Below are 16140 nucleotides of genomic sequence, written 5' to 3' on the forward strand. Positions count from 1 at the left end.
CGTTAAATCCCGCCCCCTTTTACTCCACTACAGCATATTACCCGTGTTCAGCAGTTCCAGCACTTCATCCAGCTTTGTTGAGTCCGGCTCCGCCCTTGGCAGCACGGTGGTGCAGTTATACTTCTTGCTGATCTTGACCGTTGGCTGCGGAAAGCGCCCCATGGTATAGCCCAGGTCCTTGTCCTCGTAGATTTTCTCCATATATAAGCCGAACACAGGCAGCGCGGTTTTAGAGCCCTCCCCCAGTTGCGAAGTCCGGAAGTGGATGCTGCGGTCTTCGCCGCCCACCCATATACCGGTCACCAGGTCTTTCGTAACGCCCATGAACCAGCCATCGGAGTGGTTAGAGGTGGTGCCGGTTTTGCCGCCGATCTCGTTGCCTTTCCACAGGTCGTACTCCCACAGCGCCTGCGAGGTGCCGCCCGGCTCCTCCATACCGCCCTTCAGCATATGCATCATCAGGAAAGCGGTCTCCTCGCTCAGCACCTTCTTCTGCTTCGGCACAAACTGGTGGATCAGGTTGCCGTTGCGGTCCTCGATGCGGGTAATGAACATGGGCTTGGTATAAAAACCCTGGTTGGGAAAGGTGCTGTAAGCGCCCACCATATCATAGATGGACACATCGCTTGGCCCCAGGCCGATAGACGGGACCTCCTCCAGCGGGCTGTTAATGCCCAGCCGGTGGGCGTACTTCACCACTGTCTCCCACCCGACCAGCTCGGTGAGCTGTGCCGTTACGGAGTTCACCGATTTGCCCATGGCGCGGCGCAGCGTCATCGGCGCGCCGGTATATTCCCAGTCAGCGTTTGTCGGCGACCAGCTTTTCTTCTCCCCTTTCTCCACGTAGTTGATCGTAATGCGCTTGTCCACAATCTTGTCGCAGGGCGAGTAGCCGTTGTCGATGGCGGCCACATATACAAAGGGCTTGAACGTAGAACCCGGCTGCCGGCGCGCCTGTTTCACGTGGTCGTACTTAAAATACTTGAAGTTGATGCCGCCCACCCACGCTTTTATATGCCCGGAGAAGGGGTCCATGGTCATCATGCCGCCGTGCAGGAAGTGCTTGTAGTAGGCGAGCGAGTCCAGCGGGCTCATGGTCACCTTCTTCTCCAGTGAGTCGTTGTCCCAGGTGAACACCATCATCTCGCGCGGCGTGTTCAGTTCCTTGTTGATGGCCGCCGTGTCGTTGCCGTGCTTTTTCTTCAGGCGCTGGTAATAGGCCGTGCGCTTGATGGTGGCTTCTATAAATCCCGGAATCTCGCGTTCCTTTTCATCCACCCAGGGGTTACGGCCCTCCCAGTGGTTGTCGAAGCGGCGCTGGAGCGTGCGCATATGTTTCTCCATGGCCTCCTCGGCGTGCGCCTGCATCCGGGAATCGATGGTGGTGTAGATCTTCAGGCCGTCGCGGTACAGGTCGTAGCCGTTCTGCTTCGTCCACTCCTGCAGGTAATCGGCCACGGCGCCCCGGAAGTAGGTGGCGGGGCCGTCGTAATGGTTCTCCACGCTGTAATCCAGCACCAGGGGCAGCTGGCTCAGCGAGTCGGCCTGCGTAGGCGCAATGTAATTATACTTGGCCAGCTGCGCCAGCACGGTGTTGCGGCGGCGGGTGGCGTTTTCGGGGTTAAAGCGCGGGCTGTAGTACGTCGGCGCCTTCAGAAGCCCCACCAGCACGGCGGCCTGCTCCGTCTTCAGGCTGTCGGGCGAAGTGCCGAAAAAGGTTTTGGCGGCCACTTTCACGCCGAAGGAGTTGGAGCCGAAATCGACGGTGTTGAGGTACATGGCCAGAATCTCCTCCTTGGTGTAGCGCTGCTCCAGCTTGATGGCCGTCAGCCATTCCTTTGTCTTCGAGATCACGAGGTTTACCCCCGGTATATGCCCCAGCACCCCCTTGGAGTTATCGGTGCGGGTTTTGTAGAGGTTTTTGGCGAGCTGCTGCGTAATGGTGCTGGCCCCGCGGGCATCGCCTTGTAAAGTGCCGTAAACGGCCGAGGCAATGGCGGCGGGATCGATGCCGGAGTGCTCGTAGAACCGCGCATCCTCGGTGGCGATCAGCGCCTTGATCAGCATCGGCGAGACGCTGTCGTAGCTGACGGGGCTGCGGTTCTCGCGAAAGTACTTCCCGATCAGCTGCCCATCGGCGGTATACAACTCCGAGGCGAGGTCGGAGCGCGGGTTTTCCAGCTTATCCAGGCTCGGGGAGGAGCCGAAGAGGTAAAACAGGTTGTTCTCCACGCTCAGCAGGTACCCAATCACAAAGGCGACGCCCAGAAACAGGCATTTCCAGATAAATCCGATGATGCTTTTGTAGATTGGTTTCTTTGGCTTTTCTACTACTTCTTGCTCTTGCAGCATGCTTATCAAAAAGAGGACACCCTCGTTAAATTCCCGTTCACGCTCGTTTCAAAACGACTGCAAATATACCTTTTGTACACAACAACTAAGATTTAAAGGTTCAAAACTTAGTAAACGTTCGGCAAAACGTCCGTACTTTTACCCCTGCCTGTTATCTTTGCGCCAGACCACGCCACCCCCAAAGCACCCACTTATGCAACCAGCGCCCGCACAGGAATTTGAGAGGCTCCGAGGCTTGCCGCTCACCAAAACCACCCGCAACGGGCTGGTGCAGTTCTTCCATTTCGGGAGCACCCGCTACACCACGCCGCAAGGCCTGATCCTGGACGTGGGCGAAATAACGCTGGCCCTTAACTGCCCCTGGCAGTTGCAGCCATCCGCGGGTGACGCCATCAAACACAGCGAGGTATATATACGCCGGCGCGAAGCAGGGCTGCCGTCGCCGGTATGGGACTGGAAAGTGCCCGGTTCCAGCCTCCGCGACCAGCGATTGCTGGAACTGGCGAAGCGTGTGCCTGCCCTGGTCGTGGCGCGGGTGGAACCGTTGGAGGAATATGGCTTTACCGTGTATTTCACCGACCACAGCACCCTCACTGTCTCCCCAGACCCGCAGGAGCCGGAGGAAGAGTACTGGCAGCTGTTCAGCAACACCGGCGACGGCATGAAGGTAGGCGCAGGCAGAGGAGGATATATGCACTAACTCCAACCCTATATAATTGCAGCTCTCCCGATTCAGCATGCGGTCCTGCCTAAACATGAAAAGAGGGGTAGCCTATATATAACGTCACGGTAGGCAACCTGGCAAGAAGCAGTTGCAGCAACCTTTCGGGCTGCTGCGAGGTAAGGCTTATAAAGCCAGACCCTTGAACTTACGCCTTCAGCTTTTCGAATTCGAAGACCAGCGATGGTTTCCGCACGTCATCCGCCAGGGCATGCTCGACTTCCTGCGCTTCATGATTTCGAAGCTGGGGGCTTACGAAGCCGCTTTGCCCCTGCTGCAGGAACTGCTGGAGCGCACGCAGCAGCACCACATTCTTGACCTGTGCTCCGGCGCCGGGGGCGGCATTGCCGTGGTGCAGCGAGAGCTGAGCCAGCGCATGGGTGCCACCATCCGCGTTACCCTCTCCGACCTTTACCCGAATATAAATTCATACAGCTACCTGCAGCAAACTTCCGGCGGCGCCCTTGGCTATATCCCCGAACCGGTGGATGCCACCGCTGTGCCGGCGCATATAACTGGCGTGCGCACCATCTTCTCCTCGTTCCATCACTTTCCGCCTGCCGTGGCCAGGGCTATTCTGCAGCGTGCCGCCCACGACAAGGCCGCCATCGGTATTTTTGAAGGGGCGCGAAAAAGCTGGCTGGAGCTGCTGTTGCTCTGGACGGTTTTCCCGGTCATCATTCTGGTGGTAACGCCTTTCATCCGGCCGTTCAGCCTCAGCAGGCTCTTTTTCACCTACCTCGTGCCGCTTATTCCACTGGGCATCATCTGGGACGGCACCGTGTCGCTGCTCCGGATCTACACCCCGCAGATGCTGCAAAAAATGGCACAGGACATAGATATCCCGAACTACAGCTGGCGAACCGGCATGGCCGGCACGCGCCCCGGCAAGCACGTGATCTACCTCATCGGGTACCCAGAGGAGTGATTTGAAATGACTGGGTTTTGAAAGGGCAAACGCTGCATCGCTGCATTCTGCCATTGCGTTTTAGCTGATTACCTGTACCTATATAGCTCACGAAGCAACAATTCTGTATAACGATAGAGAGAAGTATATGACAATATCAAGTACTAAAGTTAAATGAAAGGCTATAAGAGCGCCCTCACGCTGATGCGGATACCCTTTTCCGTTTACCTGATGCCGATCTTCTGGTTTGCACTGAGCACGGAAACGGGATATGACGTGTGGCAGGCGGTGGCCGTATTCCTGATCCTGCACCTGCTGGTATACCCCGCCAGTAACGGCTACAACTCCTATTACGACCGCGACGAGGGCAGCATCGGCGGTTTAAAGCACCCTCCGAAGGTGACGCGGCAGCTCATGCATCTTGTGTTGCTGTTTGATGTGCTGGCCGTGGTGCTGGGGATGCTGCTTTCGCCGCTGTTCGGGGCGCTGGTGGCGTTGTACCTGCTCGTGTCGAAGGCTTACAGTTATGAGGGCATCCGGCTAAAGAAATACCCGTTTCTGAGCACTTTTGTCGTTACCTTTTTCCAGGGTGCCTTCACGTTTGTGATGGTGCTGGTGGGGGTCGGTTTCCCGCTGACGGAAGTGCTGCAGCCACCGCATATTGGCTTTGCGCTCGTCAGCACGCTCTTTCTCTGCGGCTCCTACCCGCTCACCCAGATTTACCAGCACGCCGAAGACAGGCAGCGCGGCGACCGCACCCTGAGCCTGATCCTGGGCATAAGCGGGACGTACCTGTTCGCGGCGATCAGCCTTACCCTCGGCACCTTACTGCTGCTCTACCTGTATCTCACCACCGACCAGGTACGCAACATCTTTATTTTCCTGGTCTGCACAGCGCCGGTGGTTTACTTTTTTGCGGGCTGGGTGCTCAAGGCGCGGCAGGACCTGCGGGAAGTCAGTTATGAGAATACCATGCAGATGAACAAGATCTCCTCGCTCAGCATCAGCGCGGCCTTTATCATCATGATTGCGGCGCGGGCTTTTCTGTAGACCGCGTTATTTATATACCTGTTTTATATATCTGCCCGCGGCCCCGTATATACAGGCTAAACAATGCTTCCACTATGAAACTGATGCATGCGATTCTGGGTGGGCTGGCTGCCACCGCCGCCATGACGGCTTTTTTATACCTGCTTTCTTACGCGACGCACCGTGTCATGAAGGTTATCAGGATACTCGGCACCATGCTGCTTTTCCGTACGCAGCCTGACGGGAGCCTCTCCGATACGGTGAGCACTAAAGCGGCGGGCACGGTGGCGTATTATGTGGTGGGTATTTTCTTCGCGCTCATATACCTGGCGCTCTGGGATTCTGGTGTCGGTATGCTCACCGCATCGTGGGGGCTGCTCCTGGGGCTCGGGCACGGCATCATCGCCATGGTGATCTGGTATTTCTTTTTCATGGTGCATCCCAAACCACCGCTCCTGAACCTGAGATCCTATCTCGTCACGCTCATATTCGCGCACGTTGTTTTTGGCCTGGTGATGACTTACACGGTCTACCTGCTTCAGCATCCCGATTATGCTTTCTGGCAGTGAATTCAGTTAGAGAGTTAGAGAGTTAGAAATTTAGAGAGTTAGAAAGTGGGCAGAAATATAATTCTCGAACGGGTCGTGCACATCAGTCAAACCACCCCTGCCCCTCCTGGGGGTTAAGGGACCCCTTTAGAGTCCAAGGAGGGGCGTTTTACCTACTCCTTCTACTCCCTTCCACACCGCAAGCGCCAAGCTATATATGATTCTATCTGATGAGCTTCTTAAAGCTATATCTTCAACTACAGGCTTCAAAGTTCGAGAAAGCAGCAGCAGACTCCCCTCATTGGACAAGGAGGGGCAGGGGTGGTTTGAACACACTTGCACAGCGAGTGCGCGTAAAGCCTAATTAATATAGGTATTGCTCATACCTAAAAGAACTGGTCCCATATAAACACAGCAGCCCGCTCACCTTTCGGCAAGCAGGCTGCTGCGTTTATGTATATATAGGGAGCTGAGCTTTCGCTTAGCCGTTCATCGAAATCAGGAACTCTTCGTTGCTCTTGGTTCCCACCATTCTGTCTTTCAGGAATTCCATGGCTTCGATGGAGTTCATATCGGACATAAACTTGCGCAGGATCCAGATACGGTTCAGTTCGTCCTTGTCCATCAGCAGGTCTTCGCGGCGCGTACCGGAGGCAGGCACATCGATCGCCGGGTACGTGCGTCGGTTGGCCAGCTTGCGGTCCAGCTGAAGTTCCATGTTACCGGTACCTTTGAATTCTTCGAAGATCACCTCATCCATCTTAGAGCCCGTGTCGATCAGGGCCGTGGCGATGATGGTCAGGGATCCGCCGTTCTCCACGTTGCGGGCAGCACCGAAGAAGCGCTTCGGCTTGTGCAGCGCGTTGGCATCCACACCACCTGATAATATCTTACCAGAGGAAGGAACAACGGTGTTATAGGCACGGGCGAGGCGGGTGATAGAGTCCAGCAGGATCACGACGTCGTGGCCGCACTCTACCATGCGCTTGGCTTTGTCCAGCACAATGCTCGACACTTTCACGTGGCGCTCGGCTGTTTCGTCGAATGTTGAGGCAATTACCTCTGCATTCACGCTGCGGGCCATGTCCGTTACTTCTTCCGGACGCTCGTCAATCAGCAGGATCATCAGGTATACCTCCGGGTGGTTTTCAGAGATAGCGTTGGCAATCTCTTTCAAGAGCACGGTTTTACCTGTCTTGGGCTGCGCCACGATCATTCCGCGCTGGCCTTTGCCGATCGGGGCGAAAAGGTCCAGCACACGCGTAGAGATCTGGCTTGGCCTTGTTGTCAGTTTCAGGCGCTCCTGCGGGAACAGCGGCGTCAGGTGCTGGAACGGGATGCGGTCACGGATCTCCTCGGTGGTGCGGCCGTTCACGGTCTCCACTTTCAGGAGGGCAAAGTACTTCTCGCCTTCTTTCGGCGGCCGGATCTGGCCTTTCACGGTGTCTCCTGTTTTCAGTCCGAAAAGCTTTATCTGCGAGGGCGACACATAGATATCATCCGGGCTGGCCAGGTAGTTATAGTGCGTGGAACGCAGGAAGCCATACCCATCCTGCATCAGTTCCAGCACGCCTTCGTTTAGGATAATACCGTCAAACTCCTTGAAATTAGTGCTGCTCTGCGCCTGCTGCTGGTTGGCGCGGCGCGGTGGCGTGTTGTCGCTGCTGCGGTCGTTGCGGCTATCGTTGCCTCTGTTATCGTTGCGGTTGTCGCGCTCGGTGCGGGCCTCCCGGGCATCGTTTCCTCTGTTGTCGTTGCCCCGGTTGTCGTTTCCGCGGTTGTCGTTGCGGTTGTCTCTGTCGGCACGGCTTTCTTTAACGGCATCGTTGCCCCTGCTGTCGCTGCGGCTATCCCTGTTTTCGTTGCGGTTGTCGTTGCCTCTGTTATCGTTTCCTCTGCTGTCGTCTCTTCCCTCACGGGTTTGGGTCTGCGTCTCGGTGCGGTTGTCGTTGCGTACGCGCTCGCGGTTGTTCTGCGCGCCATGGTCTTTGGCTGGTGCCGGTGTTGGCGCTACCGTGGCGGTGCTGCTTTCGGCGCGGGCGGCCACTGGTTCAGGGGCAGGTCGTCTTTCTCTCTTTGTTTCTCTTTTTGCGGGCGCTGGTGCAGGCGCTTCTGCCAAGGCCACTTCTTTTTCTTCTTCGGCTACGGCAATGTTGGTTTCGGGGGCTTCCATTGTGCCTGCGGCGGCGCTTCCGGCGGCAGACTTGTACTTTTTCGGTAATTGCTCGGGAGGGGTTACGGCTTGCGTGTCAAGGATTTTGTAGACAAGGTCTTGTTTGCTTAGTTTCTTAAAGTTTTTTACACCTAAGTCCTCAGCAATTTCCTTGAGTTCTGAAAGAAGTCTATCTTTCAATTCATCAATATTATACATAAATAACGGTATGGTAGTTAATTAACCTGCCAGGTTGCACGATAGGCGAACGCAGCGAGAGATTCTGTTATTAATTAGGAAAATAGAATAGGTTGCGAAAGAGTCAGAGAGGCACAGGCATGGGCCTTCGTCAATTGTACCGCAATGTTATTGCAATGCCTTATAATTAACAAATATTACGGAGTTTTTTATAATAAAAGTTTCAGTTTAGGGCGAAAAGATTTCGCAAATGGCTCTATCTCCTCAAAAAAGTATATTTTTGCATCTATATACCACACCCAACTATGCTACAGTTATCAGTTTTAAGAGAACAGACCGCACACGTCATTGAAGGTCTGAACAAGAAAAACTACAAAAACGCGGCCGAAGAAGTCGCCGCACTGCTGGAACTCGACCAGCAGCGCCGCCAGGTGCAAAGCGAGCACGACGAGCTGCAGGGCAGGGCTAACTCCATCTCCAAAGAAATCGGCATGTTGATGAAGAACGGGGAGCGCGAGAAGGCCGAGGCCTGTAAATCCGAAACGTCCGAACTGAAGCAGAAGACTAAATCGCTTGCCGAGCAACTTTCGGCTGTGGAGGAGCAGATTCAGCAGGCCCTATACCGCCTGCCAAACTTACCGCACGAGAGCGTGCCTGCTGGTAGAACACCGGAAGACAACGAAGTAGTTCTGCAACACGGCGAAATTCCGGAATTATTTGAAGGAGCGCTGCCGCACTGGGAGCTGATCCAGAAGTACGACATCATCGATTTTGAGCTGGGCAACAAGATAACCGGCGCGGGTTTCCCGGTATATAAAAAGCAGGGGGCGCGGCTGCAGCGCGCGCTCATCAACTTCTTCCTCGACGAGGCCATCGCCGCAGGCTATATGGAGGTGCAGCCCCCGATCCTGGTAAACGAGGCCTCCGGCTTCGGCACCGGCCAACTGCCCGACAAGGAGGGCCAGATGTACCACGCCACCGAAGACAACCTTTACCTGATCCCGACGGCCGAGGTGCCGATCACGAACCTGTACCGCGACATGATTCTGCCTGCGGAGCAGCTGCCCGTGAAGAACGCCGGCCACACCCCCTGTTTCCGCCGCGAGGCAGGCTCGTGGGGCGCCGATGTGCGCGGCCTCAACCGCCTGCACCAGTTCGATAAGGTGGAGATTGTGCAGATTACGCTGCCCGAGAAGTCGTATGAGGCGCTGGAGGATATGAGCCGGCACATACAGGGCCTGTTACAGAAACTGGAGCTGCCCTACCGCGTGCTGCGCCTGTGCGGCGGCGATATGGGTTTCACCGCTGCCCTCACCTTCGATATGGAAGTATACTCCACCGCCCAGGGCCGCTGGCTGGAGGTAAGCTCTGCCTCTAACTTCGAGACGTACCAGGCCAACCGCCTGAAACTGCGAACCAAAACAGAATCCGGCAAAACGCAGCTGCTGCACACGCTCAACGGCAGCGCCCTGGCCCTGCCACGCATCGTCGCCGCCATACTGGAGAACAACCAGACCCCGAAGGGCATCAACATGCCGAAGGTACTGCACCCCTACCTGGGCTTTGAGAAGATTGGCTGAGTTAATGATTCTTCCTATTTGAACAGGAGCGCCCCGGCATCTGCCGGGGCGCTCCTGCTTTATAGATGATCTTTATGAGCAAACCCTTTATCTATATATCAGATTATATATAGTATATTCGGTAGCTCAGTTACGTTTATCCGCCTACAGTTGGTTGGCTAAACGTAATAACTCCTTGTATCTGCAAGTTGGCGGTAACAACAATTACAGAACTCAAAAAAACAAAAATTGTTCAATAGCATTTTAAATCATAAAGTATGGTTGATAACCCTCTGCTTTTGTACATCCATTTTTGCATCCTGCTCTAATCTTGATACAGGTTACTATGAGAACGGGTCACTCAAAACAGTGTCTGAAACTTACATGGGGCAAAGACATGGAGGCACAAGTGTATATTATGAAAACGGTAATATAAAGACTTATGCCATGTACAAGCAGGGTTTATCACATGGTGATACAATTGCTTATTACCCAAATGGGGGCAAGAGTTTTGAAGGGAAGTATACCGAAGGCATGGCAGATAGTACATCTATATATTACTTCGAAGACGGAAAGATACGCACCATCATGAACCACAAAGATGGAGTAATGCATGGGCCATTTGTGAGATACTGGCCCATAACAAATATTGTGTATATGGAAGGGAGGTATATGAATGGGAAAGTGGTTGACACGCTTGAGATATACCATAAAAATGGCATCAAGGTCAGAGAGTGCTATTTCAGCAGGAATGGAGAGAAAATAGGCTGTAAAGATTTCTAAAACTGCTTCCGCCAACACCATCTATAGTGCATAAATACACCATAGCCCAACCGTTGGGAGTAATAGAAACTATGAAAATCCCCTTTCTATTTATACTTCTGTTATTTCTTTCATCTTGTGGAAATCAGGAAGAAAGTAATGAGTTAAAAGTGGTGACTCCTGAAGAAGTCCCTGCTGAACAGGAGGAGGTTAGTTTTGAAAGAATTATCTTTTCGGTCGAGCCAGGTTGGAGCCGTGAGAAGTATGGGAAAGACGTTGAAATAACTCAAGACAGTGTACTTTACTTTCGCATAAGAGAAAAAGACAGCGGAACAGTTGTTGAGAATTATAAAGCTAAGCTTGACTCGACCAGTATGGAAAGGATCTATGGACTTCTCGATTCTACAGACTTCAACAGCCTGAAGAATAATTATAACAATGCAGAAGACGCTGGTTGGATTTCCATGCGCTTTGTCTTTTATAATGGGGAAGTGAAGATGCAAGGCACTTTGGAAAATGACTGGAAAAGGGTAGTAAAGCTCCTCATGCTACTCGAAAAACAAAATTTAGCTAAGAGTGAGAATAGGCATTTTAGCACTACTGAAGATGTACTTCTGTATCTAGCTCCATTCGGTGTAGAGGAACTATCTGACAGCTTAAAAAGAAAGTTAAAACTACCGCTGCCAACAACACCTATAAAGTAGCTGCGCCACTTTATAGCCAAGCCGCTAGTAACTCATAAATATATCCAGTTAAAAAAGTTATGAAGAGACCTCTCTATATCCTGCTGCTCTCCTTTCTGCTCACAAACTGCACCCAGGAAAATGGGAAACAGCCACAGGAAGTTACTACCCCTGAAGCCGACGAATGGGCGCTGCTCAATTTTGTGAAGGTGGACAGCCTGAACCCCATTCTGCAGCCTTCGCCCGGCCAGGACTTTCAGTGCCCTGTCAGCGACAGCCTGGTGAAATGGGAGGCGCGGAACGTGCTGAATCCCTCGGCTGTGGTAAAAGACGGCAAGGTATATATGATTTACCGGGCGCAGGACAACCACATGACCTCCAGGCTAGGCTTGGCCATCAGCGAAGACGGCCTGCATTTCACGAAGCAACCGGAGCCGGTGCTGTACCCCGAGAACGACGAATTTAAAAAATACGAGTGGCCCGGGGGCATCGAAGACCCGCGGGTGGTGGAAAGCGAAGACGGCACCTATATCCTCACCTATACCGCCTACGATGGCAAAACCGCCCGGCTGTGCCTGGCCACTTCAAAAGACCTGCAGACCTGGACAAAACATGGGCTTGTACTGGGAGAAGGAAAGTACAAAGACACCTGGTCGAAGTCCGGGGCGATTGTAGCGCAGCGGGTAGGGAATAAAATGGTGGCCGCCAAAATAGACGGGAAGTACTGGATGTACTTTGGCGATACCGATTTATTCATGGCTTCTTCAGAAGACCTGATCCGGTGGGAGGTTGTGGAGAATGAGGAGACGCAGAAAATGGTGTCGGTGCTGCACCCCCGCCCGGGCTACTTCGACAGCCGCCTGGTGGAACCCGGCCCATATGCCCTGCTGCAGGACGCAGGTATCCTGTTGATCTATAACGGGAGCAACGCAGCAAATTACAACGACCCTGGCCTGCCGAAGTTTACCTACAGCGCCGGGCAGGCACTTTTCGACCAGGACCAACCTTACAGACTCATCGCCAGAACAGACTCTAATTTCATTCAGCCGGACAAGCCTTATGAAAAAGTGGGCGAAGTAAATGAGGTTTGCTTTGTGGAGGGATTGGTGTACTTCCAGAACAAATGGTTCCTGTATTACGGAACGGCGGACTCTAAAATAGCGGTAGCGGTAAAAGAGGAAGCAAAGTAACTCCTTCCATTCACCACAGCCGCTTCTTGTTATATAGTCCTATATAACCCACAGCACTTTAGCTGAAGTTCGTATGTAAAATAAAATCTGCGCTGCCCCAAGCTGCAGGTTTGCTGGTTTATATATACCTGGCAGTATACAGGCGAGTCTGGAGACTCGTTGCCCACCGTGCGTCACCGGATGGATTCCGGCGCCAGAGATGGGTTGCACTACCCGCCATACTGCTCCATATACTGTTGGTAGTGGTTTTTGAGCTTATACTTTTTCAGGGTGCTTCTGGCTTCTTCTACCTTTTCCGCTGTCAGTTCATTAGACTCAAGTAGTTGCAGCAGTTGCTCCTCCTCCCCCTCCAGGGGTGTATAGGCCTGCAGAAACCCCTCCGCCAGCGACAGTTTATTCTTCTGCACATGGATGTAGTTTATCGCCACCAGTTTCTCCAGCGCCTGCTCCACTTCCTGCAACGAAAACACGGTACCGTCAATGGCGTCAGCCATCAGCAACACATCCGGAAGGGTGGCTCCTCCCTCTCCGCCTGTGGCCAGCAGCAACGCCTCCAGAAACTGTGCGTCCGTCTCCTGCCAGGTTAGGTTAAGCTTCGGCATGCTCGAACATTAAATCATTGAACCGAATATCCCGCATGCATTTGAAATGGCCTTTGGGGCACTTGCTGTACCCGATCTTGGAGCAGGGGCGGCAGCTGAGGCCGTGCACTTCCAGCACTTTATACCGCGTCCGGAAGGGGTACATGCCAAACTCCGGGATGGTGTTGCCCCATATACTGATGATGTTCTTTTGAAAGGCAGCGGCGATGTGCATTAGGCCGGTGTCGTGGCTTACCACTTTCCGGGCCTGCTTTACCAGCGAGGCAGAGCCGTTGAGGCTGTACCTGCCGCAGGCGTTGTAGATTCGTGTATGGTGTGTCGTGTTTCGTGACTCGAAGTATGCGACAACCTCTTCCCCGGTGGCGGCGTCTTCTTTGCCTCCCAACAGGATAACGGGCTGCTGCAGCCGCCCGCACAGTTCGATGATGCGCTCGGTAGGCAGTCGCTTGGTGTAGTGCTGCGCCCCGATGGCAAACGCCACGTACCCCTGCCGAAATGGCGCAGGCAGGTTCTGCAAATCCACCTCGTCCTGCGGCGGTATAAAGTAATCCAGTCCTTTGCCGTCGTCTTTCACGCCAAGGGGGGCTGCTGCGTCGAGGTAGCGGTTTACGATGTGCACGTCGGGCAGCCGGTTCAGCTTGAAATTCACCATCAGCCACTTCTCGTAGTTCAGTTTGTTGAAGCTGCGGCCGGGCTTGCCCAGCCGCGCTTTGATGACGCGTGTGCGCAGGTTGTTGTGCAGGTCTACGACATAATCAAAATTCTCTGCCTTCAGCTGCTGCACCAGCTCGTTCAGGGTGCCTTGCAGCACATGCACCTTGTCTATATAGGGGTTGTTGGCCAGGATGCCCCGGAAGGCCTGCTTGGTGCAGAAATGCACCTCCGCCCCCGGCACCTGCTGCTTTACACAGCGCGCCACGGGCGTCGTCAGCACAATGTCGCCGATGGAGGAGAAACGCAGTATGAGGATTTTAGGCATCTTGTAGTCAGACGTGTCCTGCCGCAAGTTTACGCTTTATAGCTATATAGGCGGCAAACTTGCTTTTGTACAATCGCCTTGCAAGTCTGGAAGCGTTACTTATGGCTCTGGTTTTATGTTTGAAGCGGCTATTTTATATATAACGGGCCTACTTTATCTTCTCTTTCCGCTCCCGGAAATACCGCTCCGCCTCCGCTGCCGATTTCGTGTTGAACGTCATCTCTTTCGTGAGGCCGCCCTTTCGGCCGACCAGCACGCCGTAGCGCATGTCGTCGTAGCCGCTGGTGTGGTGCGCGTCGGGGTTGATGCTGAGCATCACGCCTTTCTCCAGCGCGTACTGCACCCAGCGCCAGTCGATGTCCAGGCGCCACGGGTTGGAGTTGATCTCGATGATGACGTTGTTGGCAGCGCAGGCATCGATCACGGCCTTGTGGTTGATCGGGTAACCCTCGCGGCGCAGCAACAGGCGGCCCGTTGGGTGGCCCAGCATGGTGGTGTAGGGGTTTTCGATGGCAGTGATGAGGCGCGCGGTGGCTTTCTTCTCGTCCATGTTCAGCGAGCTGTGGATGGACGCCACGATAAAGTCGAAGGTCTGGAGGATATCCGGATCATAATCCAAAGACCCGTCTCCCAGGATGTCCGACTCGATGCCTTTGAATATCCTGAACGGGGCCAGCTTCTTATTCAGCTCCTCTATCTCCTTTTGCTGCCGCAGCACATCTCCCTCCCGCAAACCGCCGGCATAGGATGCTGTTTTAGAATGGTCGCAGATACCCAAGTACTCATAGCCCATGTCGCGGCAGTAGGTTGCCATCTGCTCCAGGGTGTTTGCGCCGTCGGAGTAGGTGCTGTGGTTGTGCAGGCTGCCTTTCAGGTCAGACAGCTCCAGCAGCGTAGGCAGCTTGTTCTCCATGGCCAGTTGCAGCTCGTTTGTGCCCTCGCGCAGTTCCGGCTCTATATAGGCCATCCCGGCCGAGGCATATACATCTTCCTCAGTGGCGTATTTTCCCTCCCGCACCACCGTTATCATGCACTTACCGGCAGCAAACACCTGGCTTAAGTGCGCTTTAGCGGCAGAACGCAGCAGCAGCTCGTTTCCGAAGCAGGCGGTAGATGCCAGGTATATATCGGTCTCCAGGCCACTGACCAGATGCTGCCCGCGCCAGACCAGCGGACCGGAGTCTTTTTCGTTTTGCTGCAGCACCTCTATCCGGTTCAGGGCGGCTTCTGCCGCTGCCGGCGCGTCCGTGGCCACCACAATGTCCAGCTTCTCCACGATCTCGAAGCGGCGGCGCACCGCTCCTGCCAGCGCTACCTGCGCCCCGGGCAAGGCCTCCTGTATCCTGTGCAGCAGCTCCTCCGCGGCGGGCTCGGCCTCGGCGTACAGCAGCTTGCCCCGGTTTTGCTGCGTAAAGAGCAGCGCCTGCCGGATGTTCTCCTGTGTCTTGGCCCCGAACCCTTTCAGTTTGCTCAGTTTGTCCTGCTCGCAGGCGGCCAGCAACTCCTCCACCGTCTCGGTGCCCAGCTCTTTCCAGATGGCGCGCACTTTCTTGGGGCCAATGCCTTTGATGTGCAGCATCTCCACCACGCCCGGTGGCGTGGCGGCCAGCATCTGGTCCAGCTCCTCGAAAGAACCGGTGGTGTTCATCTCCACGATTTTGGCGGCGATGCCTTTGCCTACCCCGGCAATGCCCTCCAGTTGCGCCTGCCCCATACCGGCCAAAGGGGCCTCCACCAGCTCGAGGGTTCCCACGGCGTTTATATAGGAGCGAATCTTGAACGGATTCTCGTCGTGCAGTTCCAGCAGCTCGGCCGCCAGCTTAAACAGTTTTATGATCTTCTTATTTTCCAAAGCGCTTTCCTGTATAGCTACAAAGATAGGAAATGCCGCCAAACCTTCTCTGCTGCCCGGCCTATATTCGCCGCTGCCGCCAGCCGGGGGCACAGCTGCGCCCCCGTGGCATTTCGCCAAGGGCTGGTTTTACATTAGCAGGCTTCTATATACAAGAAGAAATCCCTACCTTAGCCCTGCAAACCTATCCTGATACATGAAATACGCATCATTGCTTTGCCTGCTGAGCCTCGTGCTGCTTGCTGCCACCTGCCGGAAAAGCGATAAACTGGCTGCCGAACTGGTTGATAAGACCTGGCTGCACTCTTATGAGGAAGACGCCGGCGACACTGTGGTGTACCGCCAGAACACCTATGAATTTCCGCCTTCCCGCGGCCGCACCGGCTTTACCCTGGAATCTGGCGGCGTGATCAAGCGCTACGAGATTGCCCCCACCGACGGGCTGGAGGAGCATGTGGGAGAGTGGGAGCAGGTAGACAAACACAGGGTGCAGGTCCGGATGAAGCCTGAGAGCAACCCGCCACAGCATTACGAGGTGGAGATCCTCTCGCTGGAGGACGGCGTGCTGAAGGTAAGGCGCCTCCCCGTGCCGGGCGGGCAGTAAAA

The 16140-nt window shown here is 54.5% G+C and carries 14 protein-coding genes; 9 read left to right on the forward strand and 5 right to left on the reverse strand.

Annotated elements, in window-relative coordinates; genetic code table 11:
• Nucleotides 1-27: 27 nt before the first annotated feature.
• Nucleotides 28-2352, reverse strand: coding sequence for a penicillin-binding protein 1A (locus ABD920_RS23690; protein WP_345163149.1), 2325 nt, complete (start codon nucleotides 2350-2352; stop codon nucleotides 28-30).
• A gap of 193 nt (nucleotides 2353-2545) precedes the next feature.
• Here ABD920_RS23690 and ABD920_RS23695 point away from each other — a divergent pair, with 193 nt between their 5' ends.
• From ABD920_RS23695 to ABD920_RS23710, 4 genes are all read left to right on the forward strand, one after another.
• Complete coding sequence (locus tag ABD920_RS23695) at nucleotides 2546-3052, forward strand: hypothetical protein (RefSeq protein ID WP_345163152.1); 507 nt, start codon at nucleotides 2546-2548, stop codon at nucleotides 3050-3052.
• 163 nt (nucleotides 3053-3215) lie between these two features.
• Nucleotides 3216-4001: a class I SAM-dependent methyltransferase gene (locus tag ABD920_RS23700; protein WP_345163155.1), complete on the forward strand. Its 786-nt coding sequence runs from the start codon at nucleotides 3216-3218 to the stop codon at nucleotides 3999-4001.
• A 153-nt stretch (nucleotides 4002-4154) separates the two neighbouring features.
• Complete coding sequence (locus ABD920_RS23705; protein WP_345163158.1) at nucleotides 4155-5030, forward strand: UbiA family prenyltransferase; 876 nt, start codon at nucleotides 4155-4157, stop codon at nucleotides 5028-5030.
• A 74-nt stretch (nucleotides 5031-5104) separates the two neighbouring features.
• Complete coding sequence (locus tag ABD920_RS23710) at nucleotides 5105-5578, forward strand: hypothetical protein (protein ID WP_345163161.1); 474 nt, start codon at nucleotides 5105-5107, stop codon at nucleotides 5576-5578.
• 460 nt (nucleotides 5579-6038) lie between these two features.
• Here ABD920_RS23710 and rho read toward each other — a convergent pair whose 3' ends face one another.
• Nucleotides 6039-7928, reverse strand: a complete 1890-nt coding sequence (gene rho, locus ABD920_RS23715) for a transcription termination factor Rho (protein ID WP_345163164.1) — start codon at nucleotides 7926-7928, stop codon at nucleotides 6039-6041.
• 284 nt (nucleotides 7929-8212) lie between these two features.
• Here rho and serS point away from each other — a divergent pair, with 284 nt between their 5' ends.
• The 4 genes from serS to ABD920_RS23735 all read left to right on the forward strand — a co-directional run bounded on the left by serS (nucleotide 8213) and on the right by ABD920_RS23735 (nucleotide 12101).
• Nucleotides 8213-9487 carry a serine--tRNA ligase gene (serS, locus tag ABD920_RS23720; protein ID WP_345163167.1) on the forward strand — a complete coding sequence of 425 codons (1275 nt, stop codon included), beginning with the start codon at nucleotides 8213-8215 and terminating at the stop codon, nucleotides 9485-9487.
• A gap of 348 nt (nucleotides 9488-9835) precedes the next feature.
• A complete protein-coding gene (locus tag ABD920_RS23725; protein WP_345163170.1) occupies nucleotides 9836-10249 on the forward strand; it encodes a toxin-antitoxin system YwqK family antitoxin in 414 nt (137 codons plus the stop codon).
• Between the two features lie 71 nt (nucleotides 10250-10320).
• Nucleotides 10321-10932 carry a hypothetical protein gene (locus ABD920_RS23730; protein ID WP_345163173.1) on the forward strand — a complete coding sequence of 204 codons (612 nt, stop codon included), beginning with the start codon at nucleotides 10321-10323 and terminating at the stop codon, nucleotides 10930-10932.
• Between the two features lie 59 nt (nucleotides 10933-10991).
• Nucleotides 10992-12101 (forward strand): glycoside hydrolase family 130 protein, encoded by a 1110-nt coding sequence (locus ABD920_RS23735; RefSeq protein ID WP_345163176.1) that lies wholly within the window; start codon nucleotides 10992-10994, stop codon nucleotides 12099-12101.
• Nucleotides 12102-12310: 209 nt separating this feature from the next.
• Here the strand turns inward: ABD920_RS23735 and ABD920_RS23740 are convergent, their stop codons facing one another.
• The 3 genes from ABD920_RS23740 to ABD920_RS23750 form a co-directional block, all read right to left on the reverse strand.
• Entirely contained in the window at nucleotides 12311-12703 is a 393-nt protein-coding gene (locus ABD920_RS23740) for a hypothetical protein (RefSeq protein ID WP_345163179.1), read from the reverse strand.
• Nucleotides 12690-13682: a glycosyltransferase family 9 protein gene (locus tag ABD920_RS23745; protein ID WP_345163319.1), complete on the reverse strand. Its 993-nt coding sequence runs from the start codon at nucleotides 13680-13682 to the stop codon at nucleotides 12690-12692. The genes ABD920_RS23740 and ABD920_RS23745 overlap by 14 nt, the downstream gene beginning before the upstream one ends.
• A gap of 148 nt (nucleotides 13683-13830) precedes the next feature.
• Entirely contained in the window at nucleotides 13831-15534 is a 1704-nt protein-coding gene (locus tag ABD920_RS23750) for a DNA polymerase/3'-5' exonuclease PolX (RefSeq protein ID WP_345163182.1), read from the reverse strand.
• A gap of 196 nt (nucleotides 15535-15730) precedes the next feature.
• On the opposite strand from ABD920_RS23750, the gene ABD920_RS23755 reads away from it, so the two are divergent.
• Complete coding sequence (locus ABD920_RS23755) at nucleotides 15731-16138, forward strand: hypothetical protein (protein ID WP_345163185.1); 408 nt, start codon at nucleotides 15731-15733, stop codon at nucleotides 16136-16138.
• Nucleotides 16139-16140 lie beyond the last annotated feature (2 nt).

This window comes from Pontibacter saemangeumensis (assembly GCF_039541895.1).
In the GTDB taxonomy this organism is placed as follows: Bacteria; Bacteroidota; Bacteroidia; order Cytophagales; family Hymenobacteraceae; genus Pontibacter; species Pontibacter saemangeumensis.